A 25,774-nucleotide genomic window follows, 5' to 3' on the forward strand; every position below is an offset into this window, starting at 1 on the left:
CGTTATCGTTCTTCGCGAGCAAGCTTTGCTCCTACGGTTAACGCGTCAGGTCTGACATATCGCGTTATCGTTCTTCGCGGGCAAGCCTCGCTCCTACACACAGATCCAAATCATGCCCAGGAGCGACGCTCACCTGTGGCGAGGGGGCTTGCCCCCGTTGGGCTGCGCAGCAGCCCCCCAAAACTCAAGTAGCAAACAAAACCCCACCAATCGCCCCGACCCGCTCCGGCACCACACCCCCCAACACCAGCCGGGTAATCGTCGCCGCTGCTTGCTGATAATCCCCATCCTCCGGCACTTGCCGACCGGTGATATGCGCCATCTGCCAGCCGAGGTTGGTGTATGTGCGCGTCGCCGACCAGATAAACAGCATCAAATGCTCCGGATCCACCGGCGCCAGCAACCCGCGCTCGATCCAGCTGCGCAGGCAGTCGACATTGCGCTGCGCCTCGGCATACAACAAATCCCGACACTCCTCAGGCAACTGCCGCCCCCCCAGCAACAACTCGCCACTGAACACCTTGGCAATGTGCGGATGCTCGCGCGCGATGCGGATCCGCGCCGCGATGTACGCCTGCAATCCCACCACCGGATCATCGCTCTCGCGCAACACCGCCGAGGCTTCCAGCAACGGCTCGACAAACCCGAGCAACACCTTGGCGTAGAGGTTCTCTTTGCTCTGGAAGTAGTAATACAGATTCGCCTTCGGCACCCCCGCACGCGCCGCGATGTCCCGGGTCTGGGTGGCGTCGAAACCTTTGGCGGCAAATTCCTCGCTGGCGGCGGCGAGGATCAGGTGCTGATTGCGTTGGCGAATACTGGTCATGAGGCAGGAACAAAAGAGGAGGGCATGAGGACGTCTTGAAAAATCGGTTTCGTAATATACAAAACTATACAGCGAATGAGCCAGAAGCGAGTCGTCGGATTGCAGGGGCGGTTGCCCAAATCAAAAGGGCAGCCCGGCAACCGTGTCCTAAACTGAATGGGCTTCGGCCCTGCATAGTCAAACGCCGACAGATGCACCATCCAACTGGAGGCATTCCCATGAAAATTGTCGTCATCGGCGGAACTGGCCTGATTGGCACCCAGCTCTGCAATAACCTTCGCCAGCGCGGACACGACGTCCTCGCCGGCTCACCCAGCACCGGCATCAACGCCCTGACCGGCGAAGGCCTCGACGCGGCGCTGGCCGGAGCCGAAGTGGTGGTCGACGTCGCAAACTCGCCTTCCTTCGAAGATACCGCCGTGCTGGAATTCTTCGAAACCTCCGGCCGCAACCTGTTCGCCGCCGAGAAAGCCGCCGGCGTGAAACACCACGTGGCCCTGTCCGTCGTCGGCACGGAACGCATGCTCGACAGCGGTTACTTCCGCGCCAAAATGGCCCAGGAAAAACTGATCAAGGATTCGGGCATTCCCTACTCGATCCTGCGCGCCACGCAATTCTTTGAGTTCATCGGCGCCATCGCCCAATCCGGCGAGCAGGGCAACAGCACGCGTTTGCCCGCCGCCGACCTGCAACCGATCGCCTCGGCCGACGTTGCAGCGGCACTGGCCAAGATTGCCGAGCAACCACCGACGAACCAGACGCAAGAAGTGGCCGGGCCTGATCGGCTGCCGATCGCCTCGTTCGTCCAAACCTATCTGCAACACAACGATGATCCGCGAGAGGTGATTTCGGACGCCGAAGCCACCTATTTCGGCGCGCCCATCGACGACCGCTCACTGACCCCCGGCGCGAATCCGATCATTGGCGCGATTCACTTCGATGCATGGCTCAAAGGCAATTAGCGGATAGACGGGGGGCGGTCGCCCGTACGGGATCGCCACCCATCTGCTCTTGGCCGTCCAGATGAGGAAACCCTCATGCACCTCCATTCTTTCTTCGCCTTACTGCCGTTGTTGTGCACCGGGCTGGCAATGGCTGCCCCCGAGCCGCCGGTCGTCAAACCCGTAATGGAACAGGCGCTGTCCGACTACCCCGGAAAAGAAGTGCTGATGATCACCGTCGAATACCCGCCCGGCGGCGCGGACCCCGTGCATCGCCACGACGCGCATGGCTTCATCTACGTGCTCGAAGGCTCCATCGTCATGGGCGTGAAGGGCGGCAAGGAGGTCACGTTGCTGCCGGGGCAAAGTTTCCATGAAGGGCCGGATGACGTGCACACCGTTGGACGCAATGCCAGCCAGGACAAGCCCGCGAAGTTTTTGGTGTTTCTGCTGAAGGAGGCGGGGAAACCGGCAGTAATTCCGGTGGACTGATCGCAAGTATTGCCAGGTCAATGCTTGCACTCCGCCAACACCACCTGGCAAGTGTCCGGCGTGCCGCCGGAGCGGCCGGCATAACGCATGCAATTATCCAGGGATTTCTTGCGCGCCATGCTCAAGGTGTCACCCCAGGCCAGGCCGCCCTCGCCAGCGGTGGGCAGCGCTTTTGCATAACAGCTGGAGCCTATGCTTGAAGCCGAATAACGCGCCTTGGCCGATTTGCCGGCACACCCCGAAATCTGCGCCAGGCTGATCGCGAGCAGGGAAAGCAGGATCCATGACGAGCATTGGCGTGCTGTGTGTCCGGTCATCCCGATTCCCCTGTGGCAAGAGGCTGAGGCAGGTTGGTGCGTGTGTTCTCTTAATATTAGACGGTGTACGGGGAGTGCCTTTCCTTTAATAGACCTGAGCTGGACGCGATTCCTGCGTCTATGGCATGGTCGGATGAATACGCCATGTAACCAACAGGATAAGAATAATGGGGGAGGGTAACGACGTTACTTCCATGGCCACGCTCAACGCCTTCAACCGCTGCGTGTTGCACCTCGGTCGCCTGGCCCGGGAGCGCGGCGCTTCGCAGTTCATCGAAGAGGGGCTGCAGGCCTTCAGCGAACTGGTGCCGTTCGCTTCGGCGTGGTGGGGCGAGATGTCCGCCTCCGCCGCCGATGCGCCGCCCAAGAGCTGGATGCACGGGCGCATCAATCTGCCGGAGTCGTTTGCCGTCGAATGGCACAAAGGGGCCGACAGTGACAGCTTCTCCCATGACACCTTGAGTCAGCCCGGCGAGGTCGTGCGCGAAAGCGGATTCGACAATCTGAACGATGTGGTGGACGCGTTTGCGCGGCGCCACGATCTGTACCACGCAATGTGCATCACCTTCGAATTGCCCGAAAGTGGCTTGATGTTTTTCGTCTGTCTCTACCGTGGGGAACACGCGCCAGTGTTCAACGACAGCGAAGCCGATTTGTTTTCGGCGTTCTGCGATCACCTGCTGCAACTGTGGCGATTCCAGGTGCAGGACATGATCCGTTTCAACACCGGCAGCGGGGCGACTGATTTCGGCATCGCGCGACTGGACGGCAGTCTGCTGTATGTCGGCGCCAGTCTGTGCGCCGCCATCCAGCGCGAGTTGCCGGGGTGGAGCGGCTCGACGCTGCCGTTTGAGGTGATCGCGCAACTGCCGAAAGCGCCGTGCGTGATCCGTCTCGGTCGCTGCGCCTTGACGCTGAGTCCGAACGCCGAGCACGTGATTCTGTCTCTCGAAACGCAAGCGCGCGGGGCGGTGCTGGCGCCACGGGAACGTACGGCGGCAATGCTGTTTGCCGCCGGCCACTCCTACAAAGAGATTGCCAAGACCCTCGGGCTGAGCCCGGCCACCGTGCGCACTTACCTGCGCAACTGCTATTTGCAGCTCGGCGTGAAGAGCAAGGTGGAACTGGGTTCTGTCCTGCGTTCGCCGTCGCACGACACCCGCCGTACTCCTCATTAATTGCCTGACCCTCCTCATTTGTGGAGGTCCGGATTTCGACTGCGCGCTATAGGGTAGGCCCTGCCTGCCACGGGCTGGCGCGACAGTCTGTTCGGGCACTTCAAAACTATAAAAACAGAGGTGAGGCAGTTGAAACTTTCCAGGCTATTTATCGCGGTTGCCGCGACGACGGCATTCGCCAGTGTGGGGTTGGTGGGGTGTCAGACCCAGGGTTCGAGCGGCGCCGACATGGTGATGCGCAACGGCTATGTCTACACCGTCGATGGCAAGAATTCGGTACAACAGGCGATTGCCGTAACCGGCGGCAAGATCGTGTATGTCGGCAGCGATGCAGGCGTTGCTGCCTACATCGGCAAGCAGACGCAATTGATCGACCTGGCCGGGCGCATGCTGATGCCGGGCTTCATCGATGGGCACATGCATCCCGGTGATGGCGGCCGCGCGATGACCTTGTGCGACCTGAAATACCAGACCATGACCCGCAAAGTCTTTCAGGAAACCATTCAGGCCTGTCTCGATGCGGACAAGGACAAAGGCCCCGACGTGTGGCTCGAAGTCGGCAGTTGGGATCGCATGGGCATGGACGGCCTCGACGGCGACCCGGACAAATCGACCCTGGACGCGCTCAAGACCAAACGACCGATTCAGGTGCGTTCCACCGATTTTCACACCGTGCTGACCAACTCTCGTGGCCTGGAAGTGGCCGGCATCACCAAACAAACGCCCAACCCGAGTGACGGCAAGTACGTGCGTGACAAGGCCGGCAACCCAAACGGCATCTGCGAGGACGGCGCCGCCGACACCATGGCCGCTGTGGTGCCGCCCGCCACCGATGCCGAGAAACTGACCCAGACCCGCGCCGCGCTCGACGCCATGCGCCAGCAAGGCATTACCAGTTTCTTCGACGCCTTGTCCGGGCCTGAAAATGGCAAAGCCTTCACCACGTTGCAGCAGTCCGGCGAACTGACCGCCCGGGCCTTGCTGGCAATCAAACTCGACCCGGCCGCCGCAGCGGCAGACCCGACGAAAACCATCGCCGACGCCAAGGCCCTCGCCAACATCTACGACCAGGGCGAAACCAAGGTCGCGCCGGGCGTGAGCATGCGCCACGTCAAATTGTTCATGGACGGCATCATCAATGCGCCGGCGGATACCGGGGCGATGTTGACGCCGTACCTGCACAACGCCGGCACCGACAAGGCACCGAAGTGGGCGCCGGGCAAAAACGTCGGCGAGCTGTACTTCCCGCCACAAGTGCTCAATCCGTTGCTGCTGAAAGCGGTGGAGGCCGGTTTCGATCCGCACCTTCACGCCACGGGCGACCGGGCGGTGCGCGATTCCTTGGACAGCATCGAATATGTGCGTCATCAACTACCGGGCAACGCATTTCGCCCGACCATTACCCACAACGAGTCCGTGGACCCGGCCGACTATCCGCGCTTCAAAGCGCTGGACGTGACCGCCAACATGTCCTTCCAGTGGGCACAGCAGGCGCCGTCCACCGTCGATGGCACCAGTGACCACCTCGGGGCCGCACGTTTTGCGCGGATGGAGCCGTCTGGCAGCATTGCTCGTGCGGGTGGTCGCATCGCTTATGGCAGCGACTGGCCGGTGGACCCGCTGGATGAATTCCTCGCGCTGAAAATCGGCGTCACCCGCTCGGGCGATCCGCTGAACCCGCACAGCTACGGCCCCAAGTACGCCGGCAAGGTGAACGGCGACCCGGGGCTGTCGCGCTCGGAAGTCCTGCGTGCCATCACCCAAAACGCTGCCGAGCAATTGAAACTGGACGCGGTGGTCGGTTCGGTCGAGGTCGGCAAGTTCGCGGACTTGATCGTGCTGGACAAGAATTTCATGCAGGTGCCTGAGGATGAACTGGCGCGCAACAACGTGCTGCTGACCATGGTCGGCGGCAAAGTGGTGTGGGCCAAGGCGCCGTTCGTGGGCGTTGTACAACAACAATAAAAAACACCACTCGCCATCAATACCGATCAGTGCGAATCGTGCTGGCAGCCGAACGCATCGCCCCCTGTAGCAGCTGGCGTAGCCTGCGTTCGGCTGCGAAGCAGTCGTCAATTCAGCTCTCGCGGTTTGCCTGATGTACCGCGTGCCCTGGTTTCACGACTGCTTCGCAGCCGAACGCAGGCTTCGCCAGCTGCTACGCCGGACGCAGCTTCGCTTGCTCGGTATTGGCGTCTACCTTTTCTGAAGAGCACGTCGCAATGACTCAACAACGAAGTCCCCTGATCGAGACCCGTTCGATCGATTACATCCCCGAGGCCGAACGCCATGGCAGCCTCTACAGCCAGTTCACTTTGTGGCTCGGCGCCAACCTGCAAATCACCGCCATCGTCACCGGCGCACTGGCGGTGGTGCTCGGCGGTGATGTGTTCTGGTCGCTGATTGGCTTGCTGATCGGCCAGTTGCTCGGCGGCGCGGTGGTCGCCCTGCATGCCGCGCAAGGGCCCAAGCTCGGGCTGCCGCAGATGATCTCCAGCCGGGTGCAGTTCGGTGTCTACGGCGCGGCAATTCCGATTGTGCTGGTGTGCCTGATGTACCTCGGTTTCAGCGCGACGGGCGCGGTGTTGTCGGGGCAGGCGATTGCGCAGTTGATCCATGTCAGCGACAGCACCGGCATCCTGATCTTCGCCGCGTGCATCGCGTTCCTGACGATCTTCGGCTATCGCGTGATCCACTGGGTGGGCAGGGCGGCGAGCGTGCTGGGCATCATTGCCTTCGCCTATCTGTTTACCCGGCTGCTGACCGTCAACGACATCGGCCTGTTACTGGAAAACCGTCACTTCGGCTGGAGCACTTTCCTGCTGGCGGTTTCGTTGTCCGCGTCCTGGCAGATTGCGTTTGGGCCTTACGTGGCGGACTACTCGCGTTACCTGCCGAGCAAGACGTCGTCCTGGAAAACCTTTGCCGCCGTCGGCCTCGGCACGGTGCTGGGCGCCCAGGCTTCCATGGTGCTCGGGGTGTTCGCGGCGGCGTTGGCCGGTGCGAACTTTCGTGGTCATGAGGTGGCGACCATCGTCGGGTTGGGCAGCACCGGAGTGATGGCGTCGCTGCTGTATTTGAGCGTGGTGTTCGGCAAGGTCACGGTGTCGACGCTCAACGCCTACGGCAGCTTCATGTGCGTGGCGACGATTATCAGCGGCTTTCGCAGCCGCCTGGAAATCACCGCCCGCCAGCGCATGGTGTTTGTGCTACTGATTGTCGCCGCGTCCACCACGTTGGCGCTGCTGGGGCAGTACTCGTTCCTGAACTCGTTCAAGTACTTCATTCTGTTTCTGCTGACGTTCTTCACGCCGTGGAGCGCGATCAACCTGGTGGATTACTACTTCATCAACAAGGAGCGTTATGACATCCCGGCACTGTCCGACCCGGCGGGGCGGTATGGTCGGTGGAACGGACGCGGGATCGGCGTGTATGTGATCGGGGTGTTGATCCAGTTGCCGTTTGTGGACACGCATTTCTACTCAGGACCGATGGTGGCGCAGCTCGGTGGCGTGGATATTTCGTGGATCGTGGGGCTGGTGGTGCCGGGGGTGCTTTATTACGGGTTGGCGAGGAATTCAGTGATGGCGGTGGCTTCGGAGCAGCAATCGAAGGCTTGAAACAAGCGAAACGGCGATGAACGCTTACACTCGTTGCTGGGTGTTTGCGTTTTCTTGGAGTCAAGCCAAACACACTCCCTGTTGTAGCAGCTGGCGAAGCCTGCGTTCGGCTGCGAAGCAGTCGTCATACCTGGACGCGAGGTCATCCTGATGCACCGCGCTGCCTGATATTACGACTGCTTCGCAGCCGAACGCAGGCTTCGCCAGCTGCTACAGGGGCGCGTTGTGACTTAAGTTTGTTCAACCCGTATGGAGACGATCACCATGGCCATCCACGCCCAACGCGCCGACGCCAGCCACCTCGACCAAGTTGCCAACCTGTTCGACGCTTACCGAGGCTTCTACAAGCAACCCTCCAACCTGCCGCAATCCCGAGCCTTCATCGCCGAGCGCATCGCCCAGGATGAATCCGCGATTTTCCTCGCCCTGGACGACAACGGCGAAGCGCTAGGCTTCGTCCAGCTCTACCCGACGTTTTCCTCCATCGACGCCCACCGCACCTGGCTGCTCAGTGACCTCTTCACCACACCTGCCGCTCGGGGTCGCGGGGTAGGGACGTTACTGATGAACACCGCCCGCGCGTTTGCGCTATCGACGGGCGCGAAGGGGCTGGTGCTGGAAACGGCGACGGACAACTTCGGGGCACAGCGGTTGTATGAATCGCTGGGATACGTGCGGGATACGGGGTATTACACGTATTGCCTGGATTTGAAGCAGGGTTGATTAATGTGTAGGAGCGAGGCTTGCCCGCGAAGAACGATGACGCGGTGTATCAGGCCTGACGCCTTCGCGAGCAAGCTTTGCTCCTACAGGGGACGGTGTTGGCTGTAAATCCTGTGAACAACACCCAACCAATGTGGGAGCGGTGTTGACTCAAATGTAGGAGCGAGGCTTGCCCGCGAAGAACGATGACTCAGTGTGTCAGGTCCGACCCCTTCGCGAGCAGTCTTTAAACGCGCGCAAAACGCCGAGTAAATTCGCCTCTAACATTTGATGAATTCTTCGACAGCATTCAAGGAAAAACCTACTTGCCCTACCTGCGACATTTGGCGCTATCATTGCGTCAAATGTCGTATTGGAGGGCGTCGGTATGTCCGCAACGAATCAGATAGAAGAGCGAGCAGCTAAATACACGGCAGCCGGGGCAAAGAAGCTCACCCGAAAGCCGACTGAGGTGCTGTTACATGGCCGCAGGGGGGATACGCGTTTATCCATCATTCGGTACACGCAGGAGGGCTTCGAGCTGAGCGATGTCCGAGACATGCTTTCCACCTCCGCGTTGTATATGGAACACGACCTTATCCAGCGCATCACCGGAAAGTCCATCCGGACTGTGCAGCGCCTGGTGAAGGAGACCAAGCCAGTGCGCTTGAACCAGCAGCAGAGCACCGTTGCCTTCCAATATGCGCAGACTTTGGAGCGCGCGACGAGTGTGTTTGGTAACCAACAGTTGGCGGAGGACTGGTTGAAAAAGCCCTGCAAATACCTGGACGGTCATGTCCCGTTGGAGCTGATCGACAACTCGCTGGGCTTTCAAGTGGTAGAGGATTACCTGTCACGAATTGAGTACGGGGTTTATCAATGAATCCTTTGCCCTGGGACGGTAAGTGGCACGCGTGGCGTCTTGATCGCGAAATTTACAAGGACACATGGGACAGTGGAGTAGGTGCAGAAAGAACCGGTGGCCGATGGAACCCACCCGGCCGCCGGGTTATTTACGCTTCGGCCGATCCGTCGACTGCCATTCTGGAAGTCGCGGCCCATGTAGGCTTCGATTCCCTCGACATGGTGCCTCATGTGCTGACGTGCTTCGAAGTGCTGGAGCCGGACATCATCAGGGTTGTCCAGCCCGAAGATGTGCCGAACCCGAACTGGCTTATCCCATCTCTGCCTTCGCCTCATCAGCAACAGTTTGCTGATGAGTTGCTGGCCCTGCACCCTTTCGTACTGATTCCTTCTGCGGTAACCCGACACTCGTGGAATTTGCTGGTGAGCTGCGATTTGGCAGCGGATCAATTCAAGCTTGTCTCTCAGGAGCGCTTTGGTCTGGATACCCGATTGATCAAGTAGGCAAAAAAAGTGACGGACTTACTGATCAACTCAATGCTTGGCTGGATTTCAGATAGCATTTTATTAACGTGCGCGCAGCGGCTGGCTAACAACGCTGCGCGGTTTCTCATAGCTCTCCTGTCAGGCAGCAGATGAGACGGTGATCTTTAACGATAAAGTCTGATGGGGTGGCTGGGTCTTGCTCGCCAATGAAGAATACCCATGCCTATTCGGCCGATTTACCTCGTTTTTTAGCCTCGGCACGGGATACTTCTAACTCGGTGAGTACGTAGTTTTTCTCTGCATCACTCCAACCCGTGTAATCAATGATCACTCGATAAGGCTGGGCGAATTTTTTGTTCGCCCAAAATCCATAACTCAGTTTGATTGTGAGTTTTCCGTTGCTGTCTTCGAGCTGTGACCAACCCAGCGGCGCGGCGAAATATGTTGTTTTGGGTAGAAAACGATGTCTCCTGAAGCAAGCTTTCGAACCACCTCGTCATAAGTCTTTCCGTAGGTACCTGGCACATAAAGTGGCAGGTGACGGTCATGGGTGTTGGGGCTTCTAGGCCACAAGCGATTCACACGCCTCAATAACATCCTGAGCCTCATAACTGAGTGACGGCCGCTGCCGAACAACACTCACGACAACCGGCTTCAGGAAGAAATTGGTCATGGCACGCCGCTGGTGCTTGGCGGCATGGATGATCTCCAGGGTTTTCTGGTTCAGGATGACCGTCAGGTTGGCGTTGAGATTGTCCAGCTCGTCTTTGGTCAGCATGAACACCACGGCCAGGTGTTCGAGTTGGGCTTCGATCATTTTCAGAATCTTGACCCGGTCCTCCTCGACCAGCTTGCCGCCGATTTTATTGGCAATCGCCGAGGCGACGATCCCGCCGATGACTCCGCCGGCAGCTCGACCGGCGATGGCTCCTACAGGTCCGAGCGGGCTCAGTAGCATACCGCCGGCAATCGATCCGATCGCACCACCCGCGACGCCGGACGAGACGACCGCGAGGTTCTTGAAAAACTGCGCCTGCGATATCCGTCCGCGCGCAAGTTTAAGGAGGTCCGGCCCGGTGGTGATGGCAATGACCGCCACGGAGGTAATGAGGGTTCCGCGCAGTGCTTTATTCAGGCCGTTCTTTGTACCGACCCCCATACCTTTGCCGAGCAGGTCACGCATCGTTGGCGAAAGGCTGCCGACATCAATACGCACCAGCGCCTGCTGGATCATCGGCAAACGGTGTAGTTGCTGCGAGACCACATAGATAGTCAGTGTCTTGCCAAAGGTCTTGCCAGCCTGTACCGCCGCAACCCTCAGTGCTGCCTTGCTGTCCTTGGTGTTTATGTAAAAGACCAGGGCGGTGACACCAAAACTGATACCACCGGCAATACTGCCTACGATGACGCCTTCAGAGATGTCATAGGTGATGGATTCGAAGGTGCCGAACTTGGTGATGTTGCGGGCTTGCTGATAGGTCAAATGACCTTTGCGAATCAGTTTGCCAGCGTCTTTCGGATTGTCGTATCCCTTGACTTTTCCATCCTTGATCTTGTTTGCCATTGTTTTGAGCGCGTCGGGATACTGATCCTTGGGAACCTCGAGCTGCATCGGATTGCCATTGCTATCGAGGTACTTGTACATCCCTTGTTGCCCCTCGAAACCGGCGCCGACACTGCGGGCGCCGGTCGAGCAGTACTTGGTCTGCATGACCTGACCCTGAACAACTCGGTCAGCGCCGTTCTTGGCGTTGTCGTCGCCCAATATAGATGCGCTCTTGCCCATCATTCGGTCAACACGGTGATTGGCGCGCTCGGCCGCGAAGCCATGCCCTTGGCCTCCAGCCGCGAACAACTTGTGATTTTCACTCCAGGCTGCGCCGCCGGCCATTAACACGAAGCCACTCGTTGCGGCATCGGCAAGGAAAGACGGCAGTGGTTTTTCCTTGATGGTGACGCAGAGGTTTTCAGTCTCCTGGCAGGTCGTCGAGCAATACCACTCACCCTGTATCGTTGCATCAGCGCCAGCCTCGGCAACACCGCAGGAAGCACAGATCTGAAAGCGATTGTTATGTAGGTAGGCAACGTAGAACCGGCCATCCGAGAACTCGAAGTACTGCCCATAGTCGAGTTGGGTATGAATAAAGTCTCGGGCTTCTTTCTCGGAAAAAGACAAGCAGTTGCGAACCACTGCCACCATTTCTCCTTCCGTGTGGCGGAAGGTTTTAGAAATCACATTGTGCAGTGCGAACAGTCGAGTTCTGTACCACTGGGATTTGAACAGCCAGCGCGTCCTCGCAACTTCCGCCTCCTGAAGGACGTTTTCTGCCAGGCGTTTACCGACCATACCCTGGAAGATAATCGTGACCTCTTCCTTGTCCAGGAAGCAGTCTTCCGTGAGTTGCGTAATGCACGTCCTGGAGTTCAGTCCACCTTCAAACTCCAGTGCCTCTTCGATGGACTCGCTCAGCGACTTGCGCGCGATGTCGTGGCTGATGACGTAAATCTGCACTGCAACGGCTACCGCCCAGTAGGCGACGTTGACGTACCATCCCGTTTGGTGAGACCAGCCGAATATCGCAAAAAAACGGATCGTGCCTGCCGATACGGCAAGCAAAGCCAACGCGGAAAAAAAGCAGCGGTAATACTCGATGTCCTTGTCATTGAAAAATGAGTCCGCCACGCCTTTGGCCTGGACCTCGCGATGTGAACGATGGCATTGGATCATCACCACAAAGAGCACGGCCGGCAGGATATATTTCAGCGAGTCGAAAGACAGTGCGTTGAAATCTGGATGTGTGCCGAGGACCGACCAAGCCAATGCAAAACCCCAAGTCGCCAGCGTGGCGAGGAGGGTGGCGGTGAGTTTGAGTGCTCTGCCTGGCAAGATTTTTTGCAGGCCGATACCGACCAGCGCCGGTGGACCGGCAGTGGCAAGCAAGCCGATGCCAAGCGCTCCTTGCACCAGCAGAACGCCAAGTCTTGCCAGTTTTTTGATCAGGGCCAATGCAATGATGATGACGAAGATTGCCGCGATGATCTGGATCATTCGGCTGTCTCGTGGATCGATGAGGTAGCCGGGAACAGGACGGACGGGGTCGGCGCTGCATGCCGTGGCAGGTGAGTGGTGTACATAGATCCCTCTACAAATATCTCAGACAACGATCATCAATTAGCCATTATATAGCCATCATCGAGGTCTTTAGGTCAATGGTGGGGCATTAAGCGAATAGTCTCAGGGTGGCCCAACAGCCCCCAATTCCGTAACATCCCCATCCCTCATTCCCCGCAACTCCCGCGGCCAGTTCCACCGGCCCGCTTTTCAGGTAAGTCATGAAACCACAACGTCTGCGCGCCGATGCCCTGGCCGGGCTCACTACATCTTTCGCGTTGCTGCCCGAATGCATCGCTTTCGCCCTGGTCGCTCATCTCAATCCGCTGATGGGCCTGTACGGCGCGTTTATCATTTGCACGCTGACCGCGCTGTTCGGCGGGCGGCCGGGGATGGTGTCCGGTGCTGCCGGGTCGATGGCGGTGGTGATTGTGGCGTTGGTGGTGCAACACGGCGTGCAGTACTTGCTGGCCACGGTGCTGCTCGGCGGGTTGATCATGATGGCGTTCGGGTTGTTGCGGCTAGGCAAACTGGTGCGCATGGTGCCGCACCCGGTGATGCTCGGTTTCGTGAATGGCCTGGCGATCATCATTGCCCTGGCGCAACTGGAGCATTTCAAGAGTGGCGACACCTGGCTCACTGGCACGCCGCTGTATGTGATGAGCGGGTTGGTGGCGCTGACGATGGCGATTGTGTACTTGCTGCCACGGCTGACCCGCGCGGTGCCGCCGGCATTGGTGGCGATTCTGGGTGTCGGGTTGGCGGTGTATCTGCTGGGCTTGCCGACGCGCACGCTGGGCGATATGGCGCACATTGCCGGTGGCTTGCCGAGCTTCGCGCTGCCGGACATTCCGTGGAACCTGGACACCCTGCGCATCATCGCGCCTTACGCGATATTGATGGCGTTGGTCGGCCTGCTGGAAACCCTGCTGACCCTGAACCTCACCGACGAAATCACCGAGAGCCGTGGCTACCCGGATCGCGAATGCGTGGCGCTGGGTGCGGCGAATATGGTGTCGGGTGCGTTCGGCGGCATGGGTGGTTGCGCGATGATCGGCCAGACCGTGATTAACCTGAGTTCCGGTGGTCGTGGCCGACTTTCAGGCGTGGTCGCCGGGGTGATGATTCTGTTGTTCGTGCTGTTTCTGTCGCCGCTGATCGAGCGTATTCCGCTGGCCGCGCTGGTCGGCGTGATGTTCGTGGTGTCGCAGCAGACTTTCGCCTGGGCCTCGCTGCGGGTGATCAACAAAGTGCCGCTCAACGATGTGCTGGTGATCATCGCCGTGACCACCATCACGGTGTTCACCGACCTGGCGACTGCCGTGCTCTGCGGGATCATCATTGCCGCGCTCAACTTCGCCTGGCAGCAGGCCCGCGAGTTGTACGCCGACACCTATCTGGAAACCGACGGCAGCAAACTCTATCGCTTGCACGGCACGTTGTTCTTCGCCTCGACCACGCCTTTTCTCGACCAGTTCGACCCCGCTAACGATCCTGCCCAAGTGACCCTCGATTGCCGTCACCTGAGTTTCGTCGACTACTCGGCCATCGCCGCGTTGAAGACGTTGCGTGAGCGCTACGACAAGGCTGGCAAGCACCTGCGGGTGTTTCACTTGTCGGAGCGCTGCAAGCAGATGCTCAAACGCGCGGGCGGGGATTACCACTGATGAGCTTTAGCGATCCCGCAGAAGCTCATCGACCACGCCCATAAAGGCCTCGACCAGCAGCGAGCGTCCTTGGGTTCGCGTGAGTATCAGCAAGTGTGCGCACGCTTCGGGGTCGGCCAGTGGCCGGTAGGTCACACCCTTTTTGGCCAGGGTCTTGGTGCACTGGGGCACCAGCGCGACGCCTCTGCCGGCGGCCACCAGGGCAATGATCGAGGTGATCTGGCGCCCGGACGGACCGGGTCGCATGGGTAACCCGTTACGTCGGTACAGATGCTCGATGGATTCGTTGAGCCCGGAGCCATAATCCGCCGGAAACTGAATCAACGGGTGCGCACTGAGCTCGGCCAGGGTGACTTCGTCCTGGCTGGCCAGCGGGTTGTCGCTGGACAGGGCGGCTACCAACGGTTCTCCGCCCAGCGACAAGACCTGCACCTCGGTCTGTCCGCTTTCAGGCAGCAGTCGACTCATGCCGATGTCGATGCGGCCATCGATCACCTGCGAATACAGGCTGCTGGATGCACTTTCCACCAGGGTCAACTGGACATCCGGGAAACGCTGGGCGAAGGCCTGGATGGTCTGGCTGAACAGATCCGACAGCGCAATCGAACTGGCGTACCCCAGCGCCAATTGCCCGGCCGTTCCGGCGGCCAGCTTGCCGGCGATGACTTCGGTCAGGCTGGCCTGGTCGAGTACGGCGCGGGCATACGGCAGGAAATGTTGGCCTTGTGCAGTGAGCGTGACCGTGCGGCTGGTGCGATCGAACAGGCGAAAGCCCAGCTCGGATTCCAGGGCCGAGATCTGTCGGGTCAGGGGTGGCTGGGCGAGGTGCAGGCGCAACGCTGCGCGGCCGAAGTGCAGCTCTTCGGCGACCGTCAAAAAGTAACGTAACTTGCGTAGGTCAAGCATCCTGTTCCTTGGGTATTGATCGGTCCGAATTCGGTATTGGTGTTCGGCAGGCTGCGTATTCTATAAAGACCTCCGAGGAGAAAACGAGAGGTCTCATGAATTCGCGCCTGCACAGTGCTCGCGTCGCCCTGTTCCTGTGTGGCTGTGCGGCTTTTCTCAACCTCTATTCAACCCAGAGCATCCTTCAGGAGTTTGCCCTGAGTTTTCAGGTGAGCGCCCGCCAGGCGGGATGGAGCATCACGGTCACTACCCTGGCAGTCGCCATCACCGCCCCCTTTATCAGTCGCCTGACCGGTCGCTTCGAGCAACGCTCGGTGATTGTCATCGCGTCGTTGCTGTTGGCGGTGCCCGCGCTGTTGACCGCGCATGCCGGCAGCTTCGCCGAATTACTGGTCTGGCGCTTCGTTGAAGGCATGCTGATCCCGGTGGTTTTCGCCACCAGCGTAGCCTACATCGGCGACCGCTGGAGCGGTGGCACCGTCACCGAAATCACCAGCCTTTATGTCGCGGGCACAGTGCTGGGCGGTTTTGCCGGGCGCTTCGTGTCGGGGATCATGACCGAGTACGTAGGCTGGCGGGAAGCCTTTGAGCTGCTGACGGCGATAAGTGTGCTGGTTGGCGTGGCCATCTACTTCCTGTTGCCGGCCAATCCGGTGTTGGTGACCGAGGCCTCGCCTGTTCGCCTGCGAGGGTTTCGCGAGCTGTGCAGCAAACCTTTGCTGGCCGCGTATGGCGTCGGTTTTTGTGTGTTGTTCTCCCAAGTGGCGACCTTTACTTACGCGGGGCTGTACCTCAGTCAGGCGCCGTTCAACCTGGGCGCGGCGGCGCTGGGGACGATTTATGCGGTGTTCCTGTTGGCGCTGGTGGTCATCCCGATTGCCGGACGCCTGAGCAAAGCCCGGCCGCAAGCCGAATTACTGACTGGCGCGGTTTTGCTCGGCGTCTGTGGCTCGGTCCTGACCTTGCTGCCGTCGTTGTGGCTGATCGTGCTAGGCCTGGCCCTGAGTTCGACCGGGGTGTTTCTCGCCCAGGCGTCCGCGAATGCCTTCATCACCGCAACGACCCCGCACAACAAGGGCGGGGCAGTGGGGCTGTACCTGACGGGTTATTACCTGGGCGGCAGTTTCGGCGCGGTCGTCCCCGCGATGATCTGGAGTCGTTGGGGCTGGCAAGGCTGTGTGGCGCTGATTATCGGCTTCCAGTTGTTGTCGTTGCTGATCGCCTTGACTGGCTGGAAACCCCTCAAACCCGATACACCGGTCGCGCGCGGCCGCAGCGGTGAACCTGCCTGATTCATCATCCAATAATGGAATATAAGAGGTGACCATGAGTAACGTAATAGCCCGGCACAGCCAGTTGTTGAAGATCGTCGAGCCGGTGTTGAACGACATGCCGGCCAGTGTCTTGAAGCATGCGTTGTTCGAGGCGTTCTGGAGTGAAGAAGAGGCCCTGGTGGATATCGAAGAGGCTTTCGAGCAACTCACCTCGCGTCGTCATTCACCGGTGGCCTTGCGCAAGTTTTTCGCCAGTTGGTCCAAGACCAACAACTCGGCGACCAGTGTGTCCGGCCTGGCCAATCGGATTACCTTGCTGGCGCGTTCCGAACAGGGTTCGGAGGCGGCCGAGCAGCTCTATCGGGCTTGCGGCAGCCTGCAACGGATCACCGATGAAGACCTCGGCGCGTTGGGCAATACGCTGCACTCGGACCTGTTCTACAACATGGCGACGCCGTTGTGCGGCGATGACCAGTGGCTGTTGAAGGAAAATTGCCTGCCGTCGGCCCAGGCGTTCAAGGACTGGACTGACACCCGTCGCCTGCGCGACCGCGATTTGTTGCAAGGCCTGCTGACAACCTTGATTCATGAGGTCTACACCCACGGTGAAGTGGAGTTTATCCACCCGTTGTACAAGCAGTGGTTCGTCCGCGACATGGGCGTGCCAGAGTCCAAGGCCCGCGCGACGGTGGCCTGGGTGACCGTGCACACCGGCGGCACCGAGAGCAATCATTTCGCGCATGCCGTGGCGGCAGTCAGTGAGTTTGTCGATGCGATGCAGATTGCCGTCGACCACAACACCGCGCGGGAGATTTTCGCTGAGTACCTGCGCCGCAAGGCCAGCGTGATGAAGGATTGCGCGCAGGTATTGCAGTGATCGGGGACTCATCCGACCGGTGCAACCCCGGTGCGATCCTGTTTAACTATCAACGTCAACTTCCCAACTGCTCAAGCCAATGAACGATCTGAAACACGCATCAGCTTCCTTGCCGACGCTGAAATCTGCCGACGCTTCTGTACGTCGCCGATCCCTGATGGCGGGTTGCGGCGCCCACGCCGTTCACGACGGGCTGACCGACGTGATTTATGTGCTGCTGCCAATCTGGCAGGCGCAGTTCGGCTTGAGTTTCGCCCAGATCGGCCTGTTGCGCGGTGCCTATGCCGGGATGATGGCCGGGTTTCAACTGTTGGCGAGCCGGGCCGCCAAACGTTGGGGGCGCGAGCGCCTGTTGGTGGGCGGCACGGCACTCGCCGGTCTGGCCTATTTGCTGGCGGGGCAGGCGGGCGGGTTGACGGTGTTGTTGCTGGCGTTGCTGTTGGGCGGATTGGGCGCGAGTACCCAGCACCCGCTGGCCTCTTCGTTGATCACCGATACTCACGAGGCTGGCGGCGGGGTCAAGCAAGCGTTGTCGCAGTACAACTTCTCCGGAGACATCGGCAAAACCTTGATTCCGGGGTTGATCGGTTTGTTGCTGACGGTCATCAGTTGGCGCGCTAGTGTCACGCTGCTCGGCGTGCTCGGGCTGGCCGCCGCAGGATTGTTGTGGTGGCTGATTCCGGCGCGTTCGGAGTCTTTGTCCAGCCAGGGCAAAGCCTCCAAGGCGATCACGGGCAGCGGTTCTGCCGGCGGATTGCGCGCGCTGATTCTGACCGGAACCCTGGACAGCGCGGTGCGCATGGGCTTTCTCACGTTCTTGCCGTTTCTATTGAAAGACAAGGGCGCCGGGACGGCAGGTATCGGCCTGGCGCTGACGATGCTGTTTGTCGGCGGCGCGTTCGGCAAGTTGCTGTGCGGTTATCTGGGCGCGCGCATCGGCATGGTCAAAACCGTGTGGCTGACCGAGTTCACCACCGCAGTATTGATTGTCATGGCGGTGTACCTGCCGTTTCTTGGCCTGATGGTGATGTTGCCGCTTCTGGGCCTGGCGCTTAATGGCACCTCGTCGGTGCTGTACGGTGCGGTGCCGGATCTGGCGGGACCGGGCAAACGCGAGCAGGCGTTCGCGGTGTTCTACACCGGCACCATTGGCGGTGGAGCGCTGGCGCCGGTGTTATTTGGCAGCCTCGGCGACGTCACCGGCGTCCCCATCGCGGTGATCCTGTTGGCGGCCACGCTGTTGCTGACACTGCCGCTGTCCTGGCTGGTGCAACGAGGCCTCGACGCGGATGCGCGGCTTTATCAGGGCGCGCGTTGATCGCCGGGGTTTTCACCCCGTGATGCTATCCCTGAATACCTATTCCATTCTCGCAAGTTGCGGCTGCTGATTTCGCAGGCGCAATGCTGCGCGGCCGAAGTGCAACTCATCGGCGAAGCTCCCGAAATAACCCAAGTGATGCAGTCCCGGTATTTGTTGTTTTTCCAGTATCAATAACGACGTAAACGGTATTGGCCGGTGTTTAAACCGGTGGTCAGAATGTGAGAAGACCCGTTCGGTAAGGTGCCCGGTTTTGCACTTGCAGGAAACTGCATGTCGCCCGGTCGCCTGGTTTTCAAATCGTTTTCGCAGGTAAAACAATGAATAACAGCAAGACCTCTGCAATCCGATTGTCGTTATCCCATCGTGCGTTGAATCTCAGTGCTCCGGGCACTTCCAGCATGCGCAGTAAAGCCAATGCGTTGAAGGAAAAGGGCATCAAAGTCATCAACTTTGCGGCCGGCGAATTATCATTCGACGCTTGCCAGGAAATGAAAGCAGGCGCCATCCAAGCTATTGAAGGCGCACGCAATCGTTATACCCCGCCGATTGGCTTGCCCCAACTTCGGGAGAAACTGGCGCAACAGGTCAGTCAGCGTTGCGGTGTTTCTTACGCCGCCGATGAAGTGGCTGTAACCGCGGGCGCCAAACAGGCGCTGTATAACGCGGCAATGGTGTTGCTCAATCCCGGTGACGAGGTCATCGTCGCGACGCCTTATTGGGAAACCTTTCCAACGCAAATCCTGCTGGCCGGTGGCATACCAGTGCTGGTCGATACCAGGGCCGATGACTACCGGCTGACCTGCAAGGCCGTCGAAAGAGCCTTGACCCCGCGCACTAAAATGATCGTGATCAACACGCCCAATAACCCGACGGGCACGGTCTATCAACGGGAACAACTACTGGGGATTGCCCAACTCGCGTTCGATCATCAACTCTGGGTGGTGTTCGACGAGTGTTATCGCAAACTAGTGCGCGAGCCCCACGAACATCACAACATCGTGTCGCTGTTTCCGGCGCTGAAACAGCAGACCATCCTGGTTGATTCGTTCTCCAAGAGCCAGGCCGTCACCGGGTGGCGCATAGGTTATGCCTGCGCGCCGGCGCATGTGATCGCGGCCATGCATAACTTGCAAGGGCACACGACGTCCAACCCCAGCAGTCTTTCGCAATATGCCGCACTGAACACATTGACTGCCGATTCGCCAGACTTTGCCCGCAAGGTAAACACCTTTCTCGATCAACAACTGGTGGCGGCGTGTACGTGTCTTGGTTATGTCGACGGCATTACCTGCGCGCCACCAGAAGGTGCGTTTTATCTGTTTGTCGATGTCTCGCGCCATCTGGGTCGCTATTACCTCGGTACAAAGATCCGCGACGTCGATCATCTCGCCGATTTGTTATTGACCGAAGCGCATATCGCCGTGGTTCCCGGCTCGGGTTGCGGTGATCCCAACAGCATTCGTATTTCGTACGCCGTCGAGCGTGCAGAGTTGATCGAAGGGCTGACGCGCTTCGGGCAATTCATGTCGGAAGTCGTCGCGGATTGACGGCTGTTATTCATCTTGTTGTAGCGCAGTGACCCACTAAACAAGGAGAACAATGTGGAGAAGTTAAGCCGGAATTTCATCGAGTACGTCAATCAGGCCCTGGTTGATGTCGAGGACAGGAATCTTGTTGAAGCACTGCTGAGTGGTTTTCACAGCCACCCCGACAAGTTGGATAAATACTGCGAAACCTACGTCGAGATGACGTCCAACAATTGGACCGAGTCTTCGCTGTGCACGTTCTTTTGTGGCTGGCGCAGCCCCGACGGTGCGGCCCATGCGGTCTCCAGCATTATCGTGCGAATCCTTCAAGAGTCCGAGTCGCTGACCGACGATGCCAAGTTGAAGATGCTGGAAGCGGCGCGGCACTGTGGCGAGATCATCATTGAAGATGTGGGCCTGGGTGAAATGCACGGGCATCCGCATCATTCGAAGTTGTATTACCGCATGGCGTCGGCCATTTGCGGCTCCGATGACTGGCGTTTGCAGGACCGGTACCTGGACCCGATCACCAAGGAGTTTTCCAGTTGGGTCGGGGAAACCAGGCCACTGGCACCGAACCTCATCGAAGCCCTTGAAATGATGGCCATGACCGAGCTGTTCAACACCGGGGAATACAACTTGATGACCCCGATGTGGAAACAATGGCTGCGCGAGGTTCGGGGTTATCCGTCGGGTGAAGCCAACCGGGTCGCCGCTTTCCTCAGCGTGCATTGCGGCAGCGTCGAGGCGCGTCATTTCAAGCACGCGGCAGAGGCGTTGAAACTCTACGCCAGCGCGACTCGGCAACCGATCAACTACTTGCGCATCGAGCGTCTGTCCAAGGACTACGTGGCCAGGGCCTGCGTGCACCTCGGCAAAATGGCGTCGGTGTTGAAGAGTGAAGTACCTGCCTGGGACTGACAGCGACGTCAGGCAACACGGGCCTCGGGCCATACCTTTCCATGCTGACGGATCCCGCCGTCAGCGGTTTTCTACAGGTTGAATAAACATGCGTGTCGAGTCTGATTCAATGGGGTCCATCGAGGTGCCTTCCGACAAGTATTGGGGTGCCCAAACCGAACGCTCCATCCACAATTTCCCGATTGGCCGGGCGCGTTTTCAATGGGGCACGCCGATGATCAAGGCGATGGGGATCCTGAAGAAATCCGCAGCACTGGCCAATCTCAAACTGGGTGAATTGCCCGAGTCCATCGCGCTGCCGATTGTCGCGGCGGCGGATGAAGTGATTGCGGGGCAGCTCGACGATCACTTTCCCCTGGTGGTGTTCCAGACCGGCTCCGGCACCCAGTCCAACATGAATGCCAACGAAGTCATTTCCAACCGCGCCATCGAGATGGCCGGCGGTGTCATGGGTAGCAAAGCTCCGGTCCATCCCAATGACCATGTGAATCGCGGGCAATCCTCCAACGATACTTTTCCGACCGCGATGTACATAGCGGTGGTCAGCGAGGTCTTCGAAACGCTGCTGCCTGACGTCTCGCTACTGCGCGATACCCTGGGCGAAAAATCGCTGCAGTTTTGCGAAGTGGTGAAAGTCGGGCGCACCCACTTGCAAGACGCGACGCCGATTACCCTGGGGCAAGAGATCGGCGGCTGGGTCGAGCAGATTGATTATGCGTTGGCGTCGATTCAGCACAATTTGACCGGCCTCTATGACCTGGCGATCGGCGGCACGGCAGTCGGCACGGGGTTGAACGCCCACCCGTTGTTTGGTGACGAGTGCGCCAGGGTGATTGCCGAGTTGACCGGTTACCCGTTCAAGTCCTGCGCGAACAAGTTCTTTGCCTTGTCGGCCCACGATGCATTGGTAAACACCTCGGCCGCGATCCGCACGCTGGCCATGGCGTTACTCAAGATCGCCAACGATGTGCGCTGGCTGGCCAGCGGACCTCGGTGCGGCATCGGCGAGATCGACATTCCCGAAAATGAACCGGGCTCATCCATCATGCCGGGCAAGGTCAACCCGACCCAGTGCGAGGCGCTGACGATGGTCTGCACTCAAGTCTTCGGCAACGATGCGACCGTGGCTTTCGCCGGCAGCCAGGGCAATTTCCAGCTCAATGTCTATAAGCCGGTGATGGTCCATAACGTGCTGGAGAGCATCACGTTACTGGCGGACGCGTGCCGGGCCTTCAACGATAACTGCGCGGTTGGCATCGAGCCGAACCTGGGGAAAATTCACGAAAACCTCGAAAAAAACCTGATGTTGGTCACCGCGCTCAATCGGCATATCGGTTACGACAAGGCGGCCGTCATCGCCAAGACTGCTCATCACAATGGCAAGTCATTGCGGGAGGTGGCAGCGGAGTTGGGTCTGGTTTCCACACAGGATTTCGACCGATACGTGGTGCCGCTGGACATGACTCATCCTTGATTACTGCGCCGTTGCTCGCCTAATTATAAAAATGGAGCCTGGATTTGTATGGATACTGAAACCCGCCGAACCCACCTGGCAACACTGTTCAACAGCAAGCGTTGCCTGCGTGTCCTCGAAGCCCACAGTCCGATATCTGCGTTATTGGCACAGCGGGCCAAACTTGAAGTGGCTCCGGGGCAAAGCGTGTCGTACGACGCCATTTGGTCGAGTTCGTTGACGGACTCGACCCAGCGCGGCTTGCCGGACATTGAAATTCTCTCGCCGAGTAACCGGTTGCACGGTATTCGCGAGATTTTTGATGTCTGTTCGATGCCGTTGATTTTCGATGCCGATACCGGCGGCAAGTCCGAACATTTTGCGATTCATATCAAAATGCTCGAGCGGGCCGGCGTCTCGGCGGTGGTCATCGAAGATAAATGCGGGCTGAAGAAGAACTCGCTGTTCGGCACGGCGGTCAGCCAGGAGCAAGAGTCGATCGAAGAGTTCTGCGAAAAGATTCGGGCCGGCTGTGCCAGTCGCGACAGCCAGGGGCTGATGATTATTGCGCGGTGTGAAAGCCTGATTCTCGACAAGGGCATGGAGGACGCCCTTGAGCGTTGCATGGCGTACGTCGACGCGGGCGCCGACGGCATCATGATTCACAGCCGCAAAAAGGACGGTCTGGAAATACTCGAGTTTGCCCGGTTGTTCCGTCTGCAATGCCCTCAGGTGCCGCTGATTTGCGTGCCGACCAGCTACTCCCATCTGCGATTTGAGGTCTTGGAGAAAGCCGGATTCAATGCGGTGATTTACGCCAATCACATGTTGCGCAGCGCCTATTTGGCGATGCGGGATATTGCCGATGGCATCCTGGCTAACGGGAGGACTCTGGAAATGGAACCGCGTTGCCTGGGGATCGATGAAATACTCGATCTGGTTCCTGGCACCCGTTAAGTCGTTTGGACAGCGCTTCATCCTGTGGCGAGGGGGTTTACCCCCGTTCGAGTGCGCAGCGCTCGCAGCTTTTTTAGGGTCGCTTCGCAACCCAACGGGGGTAAACCCCCTCGCCACAGCAAGCTCCCTCGCCACAGGTTGAGTGTCAGGTTGTGGATTTACCGTTCGGGAAGACCCCACCGCTCACGCAGCTGCGCATATTCCGATTCCGGCAACTGCACCAGCAACGGCCCCTGATGCGGGTCCAGCCAGCTCAATAGCCGATTGATATTCGCCGGATCCATCGCCGTACACCCCAACGTCCCCGACGTCGGCCCTCGCCAGATATGCAAGAAAATGCACGAACCTGCACCCGCCACCGCCGGTGTGTTGTGCTCGATGAAAATACCGTTGCGGTACATGTCATCGTCGCGGCGCATGCGTTCGGAGCTGTTCCAGTCCTTGGTCACCGTGGCCCCGTCGACCAGTTCGTTGTAGCGCTTGGACTGGCCGTCATCCACGCATTCAATGGTCGGGCTCAGCGGCTGGTAGGGCAGCTTGGTGTCGGCGCTGTTGGCGTAACCGAAGGCTGTACCCAGCTTGAAAATCCCCGCCGGCGCCTTGCCGTCGCCTTCGCGTTTGACCGGTCCTGTACGTTGCTCGACAACGGTCAGGCCTTTACCCCAGGCCAGTCCGCTTTTACCGACCACCACCGCAAACGGTTCGCCGACTTTTTCAAAGGTTTGGCCGTGGCGTTCATAGCGTTGGGCGGTGCCCTGGATGTCGGTCCAGTTTTTAGTGGTGACGATGATCAACTGATGACTGTTGCTGAGTTCCATCGGGGTAATGGGAAAATCCATCACCTGGTTCAACGCCGGATTGCCGGTGTACGTGAAGTGCCACCACTCTTTCGAATAACCGACAAACCCTTCTTTTTGCATAGCGCTGGTGAGTCGTTGTCGATTGGCTTTGGCGGTCGCGTTGATCGCCGTGCTGTCGGCGTGTGCCGGCTCGTCGAAGCAGTCGAAACCGGTGCCCATGTCCAGCGCGCCATCCTGCCAGCGCTGGCCGTACGGAGCGGTGCAATCGACTTGCCTGGCCGAGGCTGACCCAGTGGAGGCGGGCAGGGCATTCGGGCCGGTCAGGGTCAGGTCCATCGTGCTGCCTTTGGAGTGTCCCGAGACTCGGGCCACATATCCCAGGCGCCAGAAGTCTTGCTTGTCCACGCGGGGATAGAATTCGGCTTTGGTCGGATCGCCCGGCACCTTGGCGAAGTTGCCCATGTCGGCGACCGCACGGGCCGGTCGATAGCAGTCGAATACCTTCAACCCGTAGCCTTGCGCGTGCAGTGCGGTTTGCACTCGGGCCAGGGCCTTGGCCGCGTCCACTGACAACAGGCACTCGGGCGCCTCGTAACCGTCGAGCGGGTGGCCGGTGAAGTTGTGGGCCGTGGCGTAGCGGATGTCTTGCTGAATGCTCGGGTCAATCGAGCGCAAGTAGACCATGTGCTCGGGCCTGGGCTCGGCGTTCGCCAGGCATGGCACGACGACGCACAGGGTGGACAGGATTTTGCTCAGCGTGCCCATGGCAAGTCTCCAAAAAGTCAGGTGCGACGGGCGATGTACACGAGGCTTTGCGGTTGTCCCGGTACGTCATCGAGCTCACTGAAGCGCTGCATGCCGATTTTCTCCAGCACGCCGATGGAGGCCAGATGACTCGGCCGGACCAACGCAAACACCTGCTCGGCCTCCAGTTCTTTGAAGGCATGCGCCAGCGCAGTGGTGCCTAATTCCGTGGCAAAACCCTTGCCCCACGCTGCGGCATCAAACCGATAGCCGAGGTTGAGGCGCTCGACGTCGAGGTAGTTGTACAACGCAATGCCGCCGAATCCGATGACATGCTCCGGTGCTTCCCGGGCGGCAATCGCCCATTGTCCGTAGGCGTTTTTGTCCCAGTGGCGGAGCCAGCCGTCGAGCAGGTTTTCAGCTTGATGGATGTCGGTCAGCGGTCCGGCAGGGTTGAATTGATTGGTCGCCGGGTCGCCGTAGATGGCAAACAGGCGGGCCAGGTCTTCGGCCATCGGTGGCCTTAATATCAATCGCGCGGTGGTTTGTTGCATGGTCCGGTCAGTCCTTGGTCGGCACAGAAAGCGCCTATTGGGCTAGGGCATCGGTTGGCCCCGAGTGTATCGCCAACACGGAATTGAAGCGCCCGGGCTAACGAGCTTTTTTATCGCTCCCAAGCATATTTTTAATATTTTTCCTCTGCAGAGGGATGTCGCACTATCGAGCCATACCCCGCGTGGTTCGGCTTTCCCGGATTAAGGCCTGTTACACAACGATGTCGGCCCAAGAG

22 protein-coding genes are annotated in these 25,774 nt (G+C 59.2%); 16 read left to right on the forward strand and 6 right to left on the reverse strand.

Annotated elements, in window-relative coordinates; genetic code table 11:
- Positions 1 to 184 precede the first annotated feature (184 nt).
- Complete coding sequence (locus tag NK667_RS06855) at positions 185 to 826, reverse strand: TetR/AcrR family transcriptional regulator (RefSeq protein WP_054053596.1); 642 nt, start codon at positions 824 to 826, stop codon at positions 185 to 187.
- A gap of 218 nt (positions 827 to 1,044) precedes the next feature.
- Here NK667_RS06855 and NK667_RS06860 point away from each other — a divergent pair, with 218 nt between their 5' ends.
- Both NK667_RS06860 and NK667_RS06865 read left to right on the forward strand, forming a co-directional pair.
- Positions 1,045 to 1,788 (forward strand): SDR family oxidoreductase, encoded by a 744-nt coding sequence (locus NK667_RS06860; RefSeq protein ID WP_054614144.1) that lies wholly within the window; start codon positions 1,045 to 1,047, stop codon positions 1,786 to 1,788.
- Between the two features lie 75 nt (positions 1,789 to 1,863).
- A complete protein-coding gene (locus NK667_RS06865) occupies positions 1,864 to 2,259 on the forward strand; it encodes a cupin domain-containing protein (RefSeq protein ID WP_054614145.1) in 396 nt (131 codons plus the stop codon).
- Positions 2,260 to 2,276: 17 nt separating this feature from the next.
- On the opposite strand, the gene NK667_RS06870 is transcribed toward NK667_RS06865, so the two are convergent.
- Positions 2,277 to 2,576, reverse strand: a complete 300-nt coding sequence (locus NK667_RS06870) for a hypothetical protein (protein WP_054053591.1) — start codon at positions 2,574 to 2,576, stop codon at positions 2,277 to 2,279.
- Between the two features lie 167 nt (positions 2,577 to 2,743).
- Between NK667_RS06870 and NK667_RS06875 the strand changes: the two genes are divergently transcribed.
- From NK667_RS06875 to NK667_RS06900, 6 genes are all read left to right on the forward strand, one after another.
- Positions 2,744 to 3,754 (forward strand): helix-turn-helix transcriptional regulator, encoded by a 1,011-nt coding sequence (locus NK667_RS06875; RefSeq protein WP_054614146.1) that lies wholly within the window; start codon positions 2,744 to 2,746, stop codon positions 3,752 to 3,754.
- A gap of 129 nt (positions 3,755 to 3,883) precedes the next feature.
- Positions 3,884 to 5,719: an amidohydrolase gene (locus NK667_RS06880; RefSeq protein WP_054614147.1), complete on the forward strand. Its 1,836-nt coding sequence runs from the start codon at positions 3,884 to 3,886 to the stop codon at positions 5,717 to 5,719.
- Positions 5,720 to 5,976: 257 nt separating this feature from the next.
- On the forward strand, positions 5,977 to 7,374 hold the full coding sequence (locus tag NK667_RS06885; protein WP_054614148.1) for a purine-cytosine permease family protein: 1,398 nt from the start codon (positions 5,977 to 5,979) through the stop codon (positions 7,372 to 7,374).
- A 264-nt stretch (positions 7,375 to 7,638) separates the two neighbouring features.
- Positions 7,639 to 8,097, forward strand: coding sequence for a GNAT family N-acetyltransferase (locus NK667_RS06890; RefSeq protein WP_054614149.1), 459 nt, complete (start codon positions 7,639 to 7,641; stop codon positions 8,095 to 8,097).
- A gap of 367 nt (positions 8,098 to 8,464) precedes the next feature.
- Complete coding sequence (locus NK667_RS06895; RefSeq protein WP_054053581.1) at positions 8,465 to 8,959, forward strand: antitoxin Xre/MbcA/ParS toxin-binding domain-containing protein; 495 nt, start codon at positions 8,465 to 8,467, stop codon at positions 8,957 to 8,959.
- Positions 8,956 to 9,444: an RES family NAD+ phosphorylase gene (locus NK667_RS06900; RefSeq protein ID WP_054053580.1), complete on the forward strand. Its 489-nt coding sequence runs from the start codon at positions 8,956 to 8,958 to the stop codon at positions 9,442 to 9,444. Before NK667_RS06895 ends, NK667_RS06900 begins: the two co-directional genes overlap by 4 nt.
- Positions 9,445 to 9,988: 544 nt before the next feature.
- Here the strand turns inward: NK667_RS06900 and NK667_RS06905 are convergent.
- Entirely contained in the window at positions 9,989 to 12,475 is a 2,487-nt protein-coding gene (locus tag NK667_RS06905) for a hypothetical protein (RefSeq protein ID WP_054614150.1), read from the reverse strand.
- A 284-nt stretch (positions 12,476 to 12,759) separates the two neighbouring features.
- Here NK667_RS06905 and NK667_RS06910 point away from each other — a divergent pair, with 284 nt between their 5' ends.
- Complete coding sequence (locus NK667_RS06910; RefSeq protein WP_054614151.1) at positions 12,760 to 14,205, forward strand: SulP family inorganic anion transporter; 1,446 nt, start codon at positions 12,760 to 12,762, stop codon at positions 14,203 to 14,205.
- A 6-nt stretch (positions 14,206 to 14,211) separates the two neighbouring features.
- On the opposite strand, the gene NK667_RS06915 is transcribed toward NK667_RS06910, so the two are convergent.
- A complete protein-coding gene (locus NK667_RS06915; RefSeq protein WP_054614152.1) occupies positions 14,212 to 15,111 on the reverse strand; it encodes a LysR family transcriptional regulator in 900 nt (299 codons plus the stop codon).
- 95 nt (positions 15,112 to 15,206) lie between these two features.
- Between NK667_RS06915 and NK667_RS06920 the strand changes: the two genes are divergently transcribed.
- The 7 genes from NK667_RS06920 to aepX all read left to right on the forward strand — a co-directional run bounded on the left by NK667_RS06920 (position 15,207) and on the right by aepX (position 23,440).
- The gene (locus tag NK667_RS06920) at positions 15,207 to 16,403 is read left to right on the forward strand and encodes an MFS transporter (protein ID WP_054614153.1); all 1,197 of its coding nucleotides are present in this window, start codon (positions 15,207 to 15,209) and stop codon (positions 16,401 to 16,403) included.
- 34 nt (positions 16,404 to 16,437) lie between these two features.
- A complete protein-coding gene (locus tag NK667_RS06925) occupies positions 16,438 to 17,262 on the forward strand; it encodes a hypothetical protein (protein ID WP_054053570.1) in 825 nt (274 codons plus the stop codon).
- 79 nt (positions 17,263 to 17,341) lie between these two features.
- Complete coding sequence (locus NK667_RS06930; protein WP_054614154.1) at positions 17,342 to 18,580, forward strand: MFS transporter; 1,239 nt, start codon at positions 17,342 to 17,344, stop codon at positions 18,578 to 18,580.
- 320 nt (positions 18,581 to 18,900) lie between these two features.
- Positions 18,901 to 20,130 carry a pyridoxal phosphate-dependent aminotransferase gene (locus tag NK667_RS06935; RefSeq protein WP_054614155.1) on the forward strand — a complete coding sequence of 410 codons (1,230 nt, stop codon included), beginning with the start codon at positions 18,901 to 18,903 and terminating at the stop codon, positions 20,128 to 20,130.
- Positions 20,131 to 20,184: 54 nt separating this feature from the next.
- Positions 20,185 to 21,030: a hypothetical protein gene (locus NK667_RS06940; RefSeq protein WP_054614156.1), complete on the forward strand. Its 846-nt coding sequence runs from the start codon at positions 20,185 to 20,187 to the stop codon at positions 21,028 to 21,030.
- Between the two features lie 88 nt (positions 21,031 to 21,118).
- On the forward strand, positions 21,119 to 22,504 hold the full coding sequence (gene fumC / locus NK667_RS06945) for a class II fumarate hydratase (protein WP_054614157.1): 1,386 nt from the start codon (positions 21,119 to 21,121) through the stop codon (positions 22,502 to 22,504).
- A gap of 48 nt (positions 22,505 to 22,552) precedes the next feature.
- The gene (aepX, locus tag NK667_RS06950) at positions 22,553 to 23,440 is read left to right on the forward strand and encodes a phosphoenolpyruvate mutase (RefSeq protein ID WP_054614158.1); all 888 of its coding nucleotides are present in this window, start codon (positions 22,553 to 22,555) and stop codon (positions 23,438 to 23,440) included.
- A 158-nt stretch (positions 23,441 to 23,598) separates the two neighbouring features.
- Here the strand turns inward: aepX and NK667_RS06955 are convergent, their stop codons facing one another.
- Entirely contained in the window at positions 23,599 to 25,005 is a 1,407-nt protein-coding gene (locus NK667_RS06955) for a M15 family metallopeptidase (protein WP_054614159.1), read from the reverse strand.
- A 17-nt stretch (positions 25,006 to 25,022) separates the two neighbouring features.
- Complete coding sequence (locus NK667_RS06960) at positions 25,023 to 25,538, reverse strand: GNAT family N-acetyltransferase (RefSeq protein WP_054614160.1); 516 nt, start codon at positions 25,536 to 25,538, stop codon at positions 25,023 to 25,025.
- Positions 25,539 to 25,774 lie beyond the last annotated feature (236 nt).

The organism is Pseudomonas nunensis, assembly GCF_024296925.1.
In the GTDB taxonomy this organism is placed as follows: domain Bacteria; phylum Pseudomonadota; class Gammaproteobacteria; order Pseudomonadales; family Pseudomonadaceae; genus Aquipseudomonas; species Aquipseudomonas nunensis.

What these genes read in the sequence shown, in the direction of transcription:
- NK667_RS06855 (WP_054053596.1), bottom strand. Translation starts at nt 826, where the DNA reads ATGACCAGTATTCGCCAACGCAATCAGCACCTGATCCTCGCCGCCGCC.
- NK667_RS06860 (WP_054614144.1), top strand. Translation starts at nt 1,045, where the DNA reads ATGAAAATTGTCGTCATCGGCGGAACTGGCCTGATTGGCACCCAGCTC.
- NK667_RS06865 (WP_054614145.1), top strand. Translation starts at nt 1,864, where the DNA reads ATGCACCTCCATTCTTTCTTCGCCTTACTGCCGTTGTTGTGCACCGGG.
- NK667_RS06870 (WP_054053591.1), bottom strand. Translation starts at nt 2,576, where the DNA reads ATGACCGGACACACAGCACGCCAATGCTCGTCATGGATCCTGCTTTCC.
- NK667_RS06875 (WP_054614146.1), top strand. Translation starts at nt 2,744, where the DNA reads ATGGGGGAGGGTAACGACGTTACTTCCATGGCCACGCTCAACGCCTTC.
- NK667_RS06885 (WP_054614148.1), top strand. Translation starts at nt 5,977, where the DNA reads ATGACTCAACAACGAAGTCCCCTGATCGAGACCCGTTCGATCGATTAC.
- NK667_RS06890 (WP_054614149.1), top strand. Translation starts at nt 7,639, where the DNA reads ATGGCCATCCACGCCCAACGCGCCGACGCCAGCCACCTCGACCAAGTT.
- NK667_RS06895 (WP_054053581.1), top strand. Translation starts at nt 8,465, where the DNA reads ATGTCCGCAACGAATCAGATAGAAGAGCGAGCAGCTAAATACACGGCA.
- NK667_RS06900 (WP_054053580.1), top strand. Translation starts at nt 8,956, where the DNA reads ATGAATCCTTTGCCCTGGGACGGTAAGTGGCACGCGTGGCGTCTTGAT.
- NK667_RS06905 (WP_054614150.1), bottom strand. Translation starts at nt 12,475, where the DNA reads ATGATCCAGATCATCGCGGCAATCTTCGTCATCATCATTGCATTGGCC.
- NK667_RS06910 (WP_054614151.1), top strand. Translation starts at nt 12,760, where the DNA reads ATGAAACCACAACGTCTGCGCGCCGATGCCCTGGCCGGGCTCACTACA.
- NK667_RS06915 (WP_054614152.1), bottom strand. Translation starts at nt 15,111, where the DNA reads ATGCTTGACCTACGCAAGTTACGTTACTTTTTGACGGTCGCCGAAGAG.
- NK667_RS06920 (WP_054614153.1), top strand. Translation starts at nt 15,207, where the DNA reads ATGAATTCGCGCCTGCACAGTGCTCGCGTCGCCCTGTTCCTGTGTGGC.
- NK667_RS06925 (WP_054053570.1), top strand. Translation starts at nt 16,438, where the DNA reads ATGAGTAACGTAATAGCCCGGCACAGCCAGTTGTTGAAGATCGTCGAG.
- NK667_RS06930 (WP_054614154.1), top strand. Translation starts at nt 17,342, where the DNA reads ATGAACGATCTGAAACACGCATCAGCTTCCTTGCCGACGCTGAAATCT.
- NK667_RS06935 (WP_054614155.1), top strand. Translation starts at nt 18,901, where the DNA reads ATGAATAACAGCAAGACCTCTGCAATCCGATTGTCGTTATCCCATCGT.
- fumC (WP_054614157.1), top strand. Translation starts at nt 21,119, where the DNA reads ATGCGTGTCGAGTCTGATTCAATGGGGTCCATCGAGGTGCCTTCCGAC.
- aepX (WP_054614158.1), top strand. Translation starts at nt 22,553, where the DNA reads ATGGATACTGAAACCCGCCGAACCCACCTGGCAACACTGTTCAACAGC.
- NK667_RS06955 (WP_054614159.1), bottom strand. Translation starts at nt 25,005, where the DNA reads ATGGGCACGCTGAGCAAAATCCTGTCCACCCTGTGCGTCGTCGTGCCA.
- NK667_RS06960 (WP_054614160.1), bottom strand. Translation starts at nt 25,538, where the DNA reads ATGCAACAAACCACCGCGCGATTGATATTAAGGCCACCGATGGCCGAA.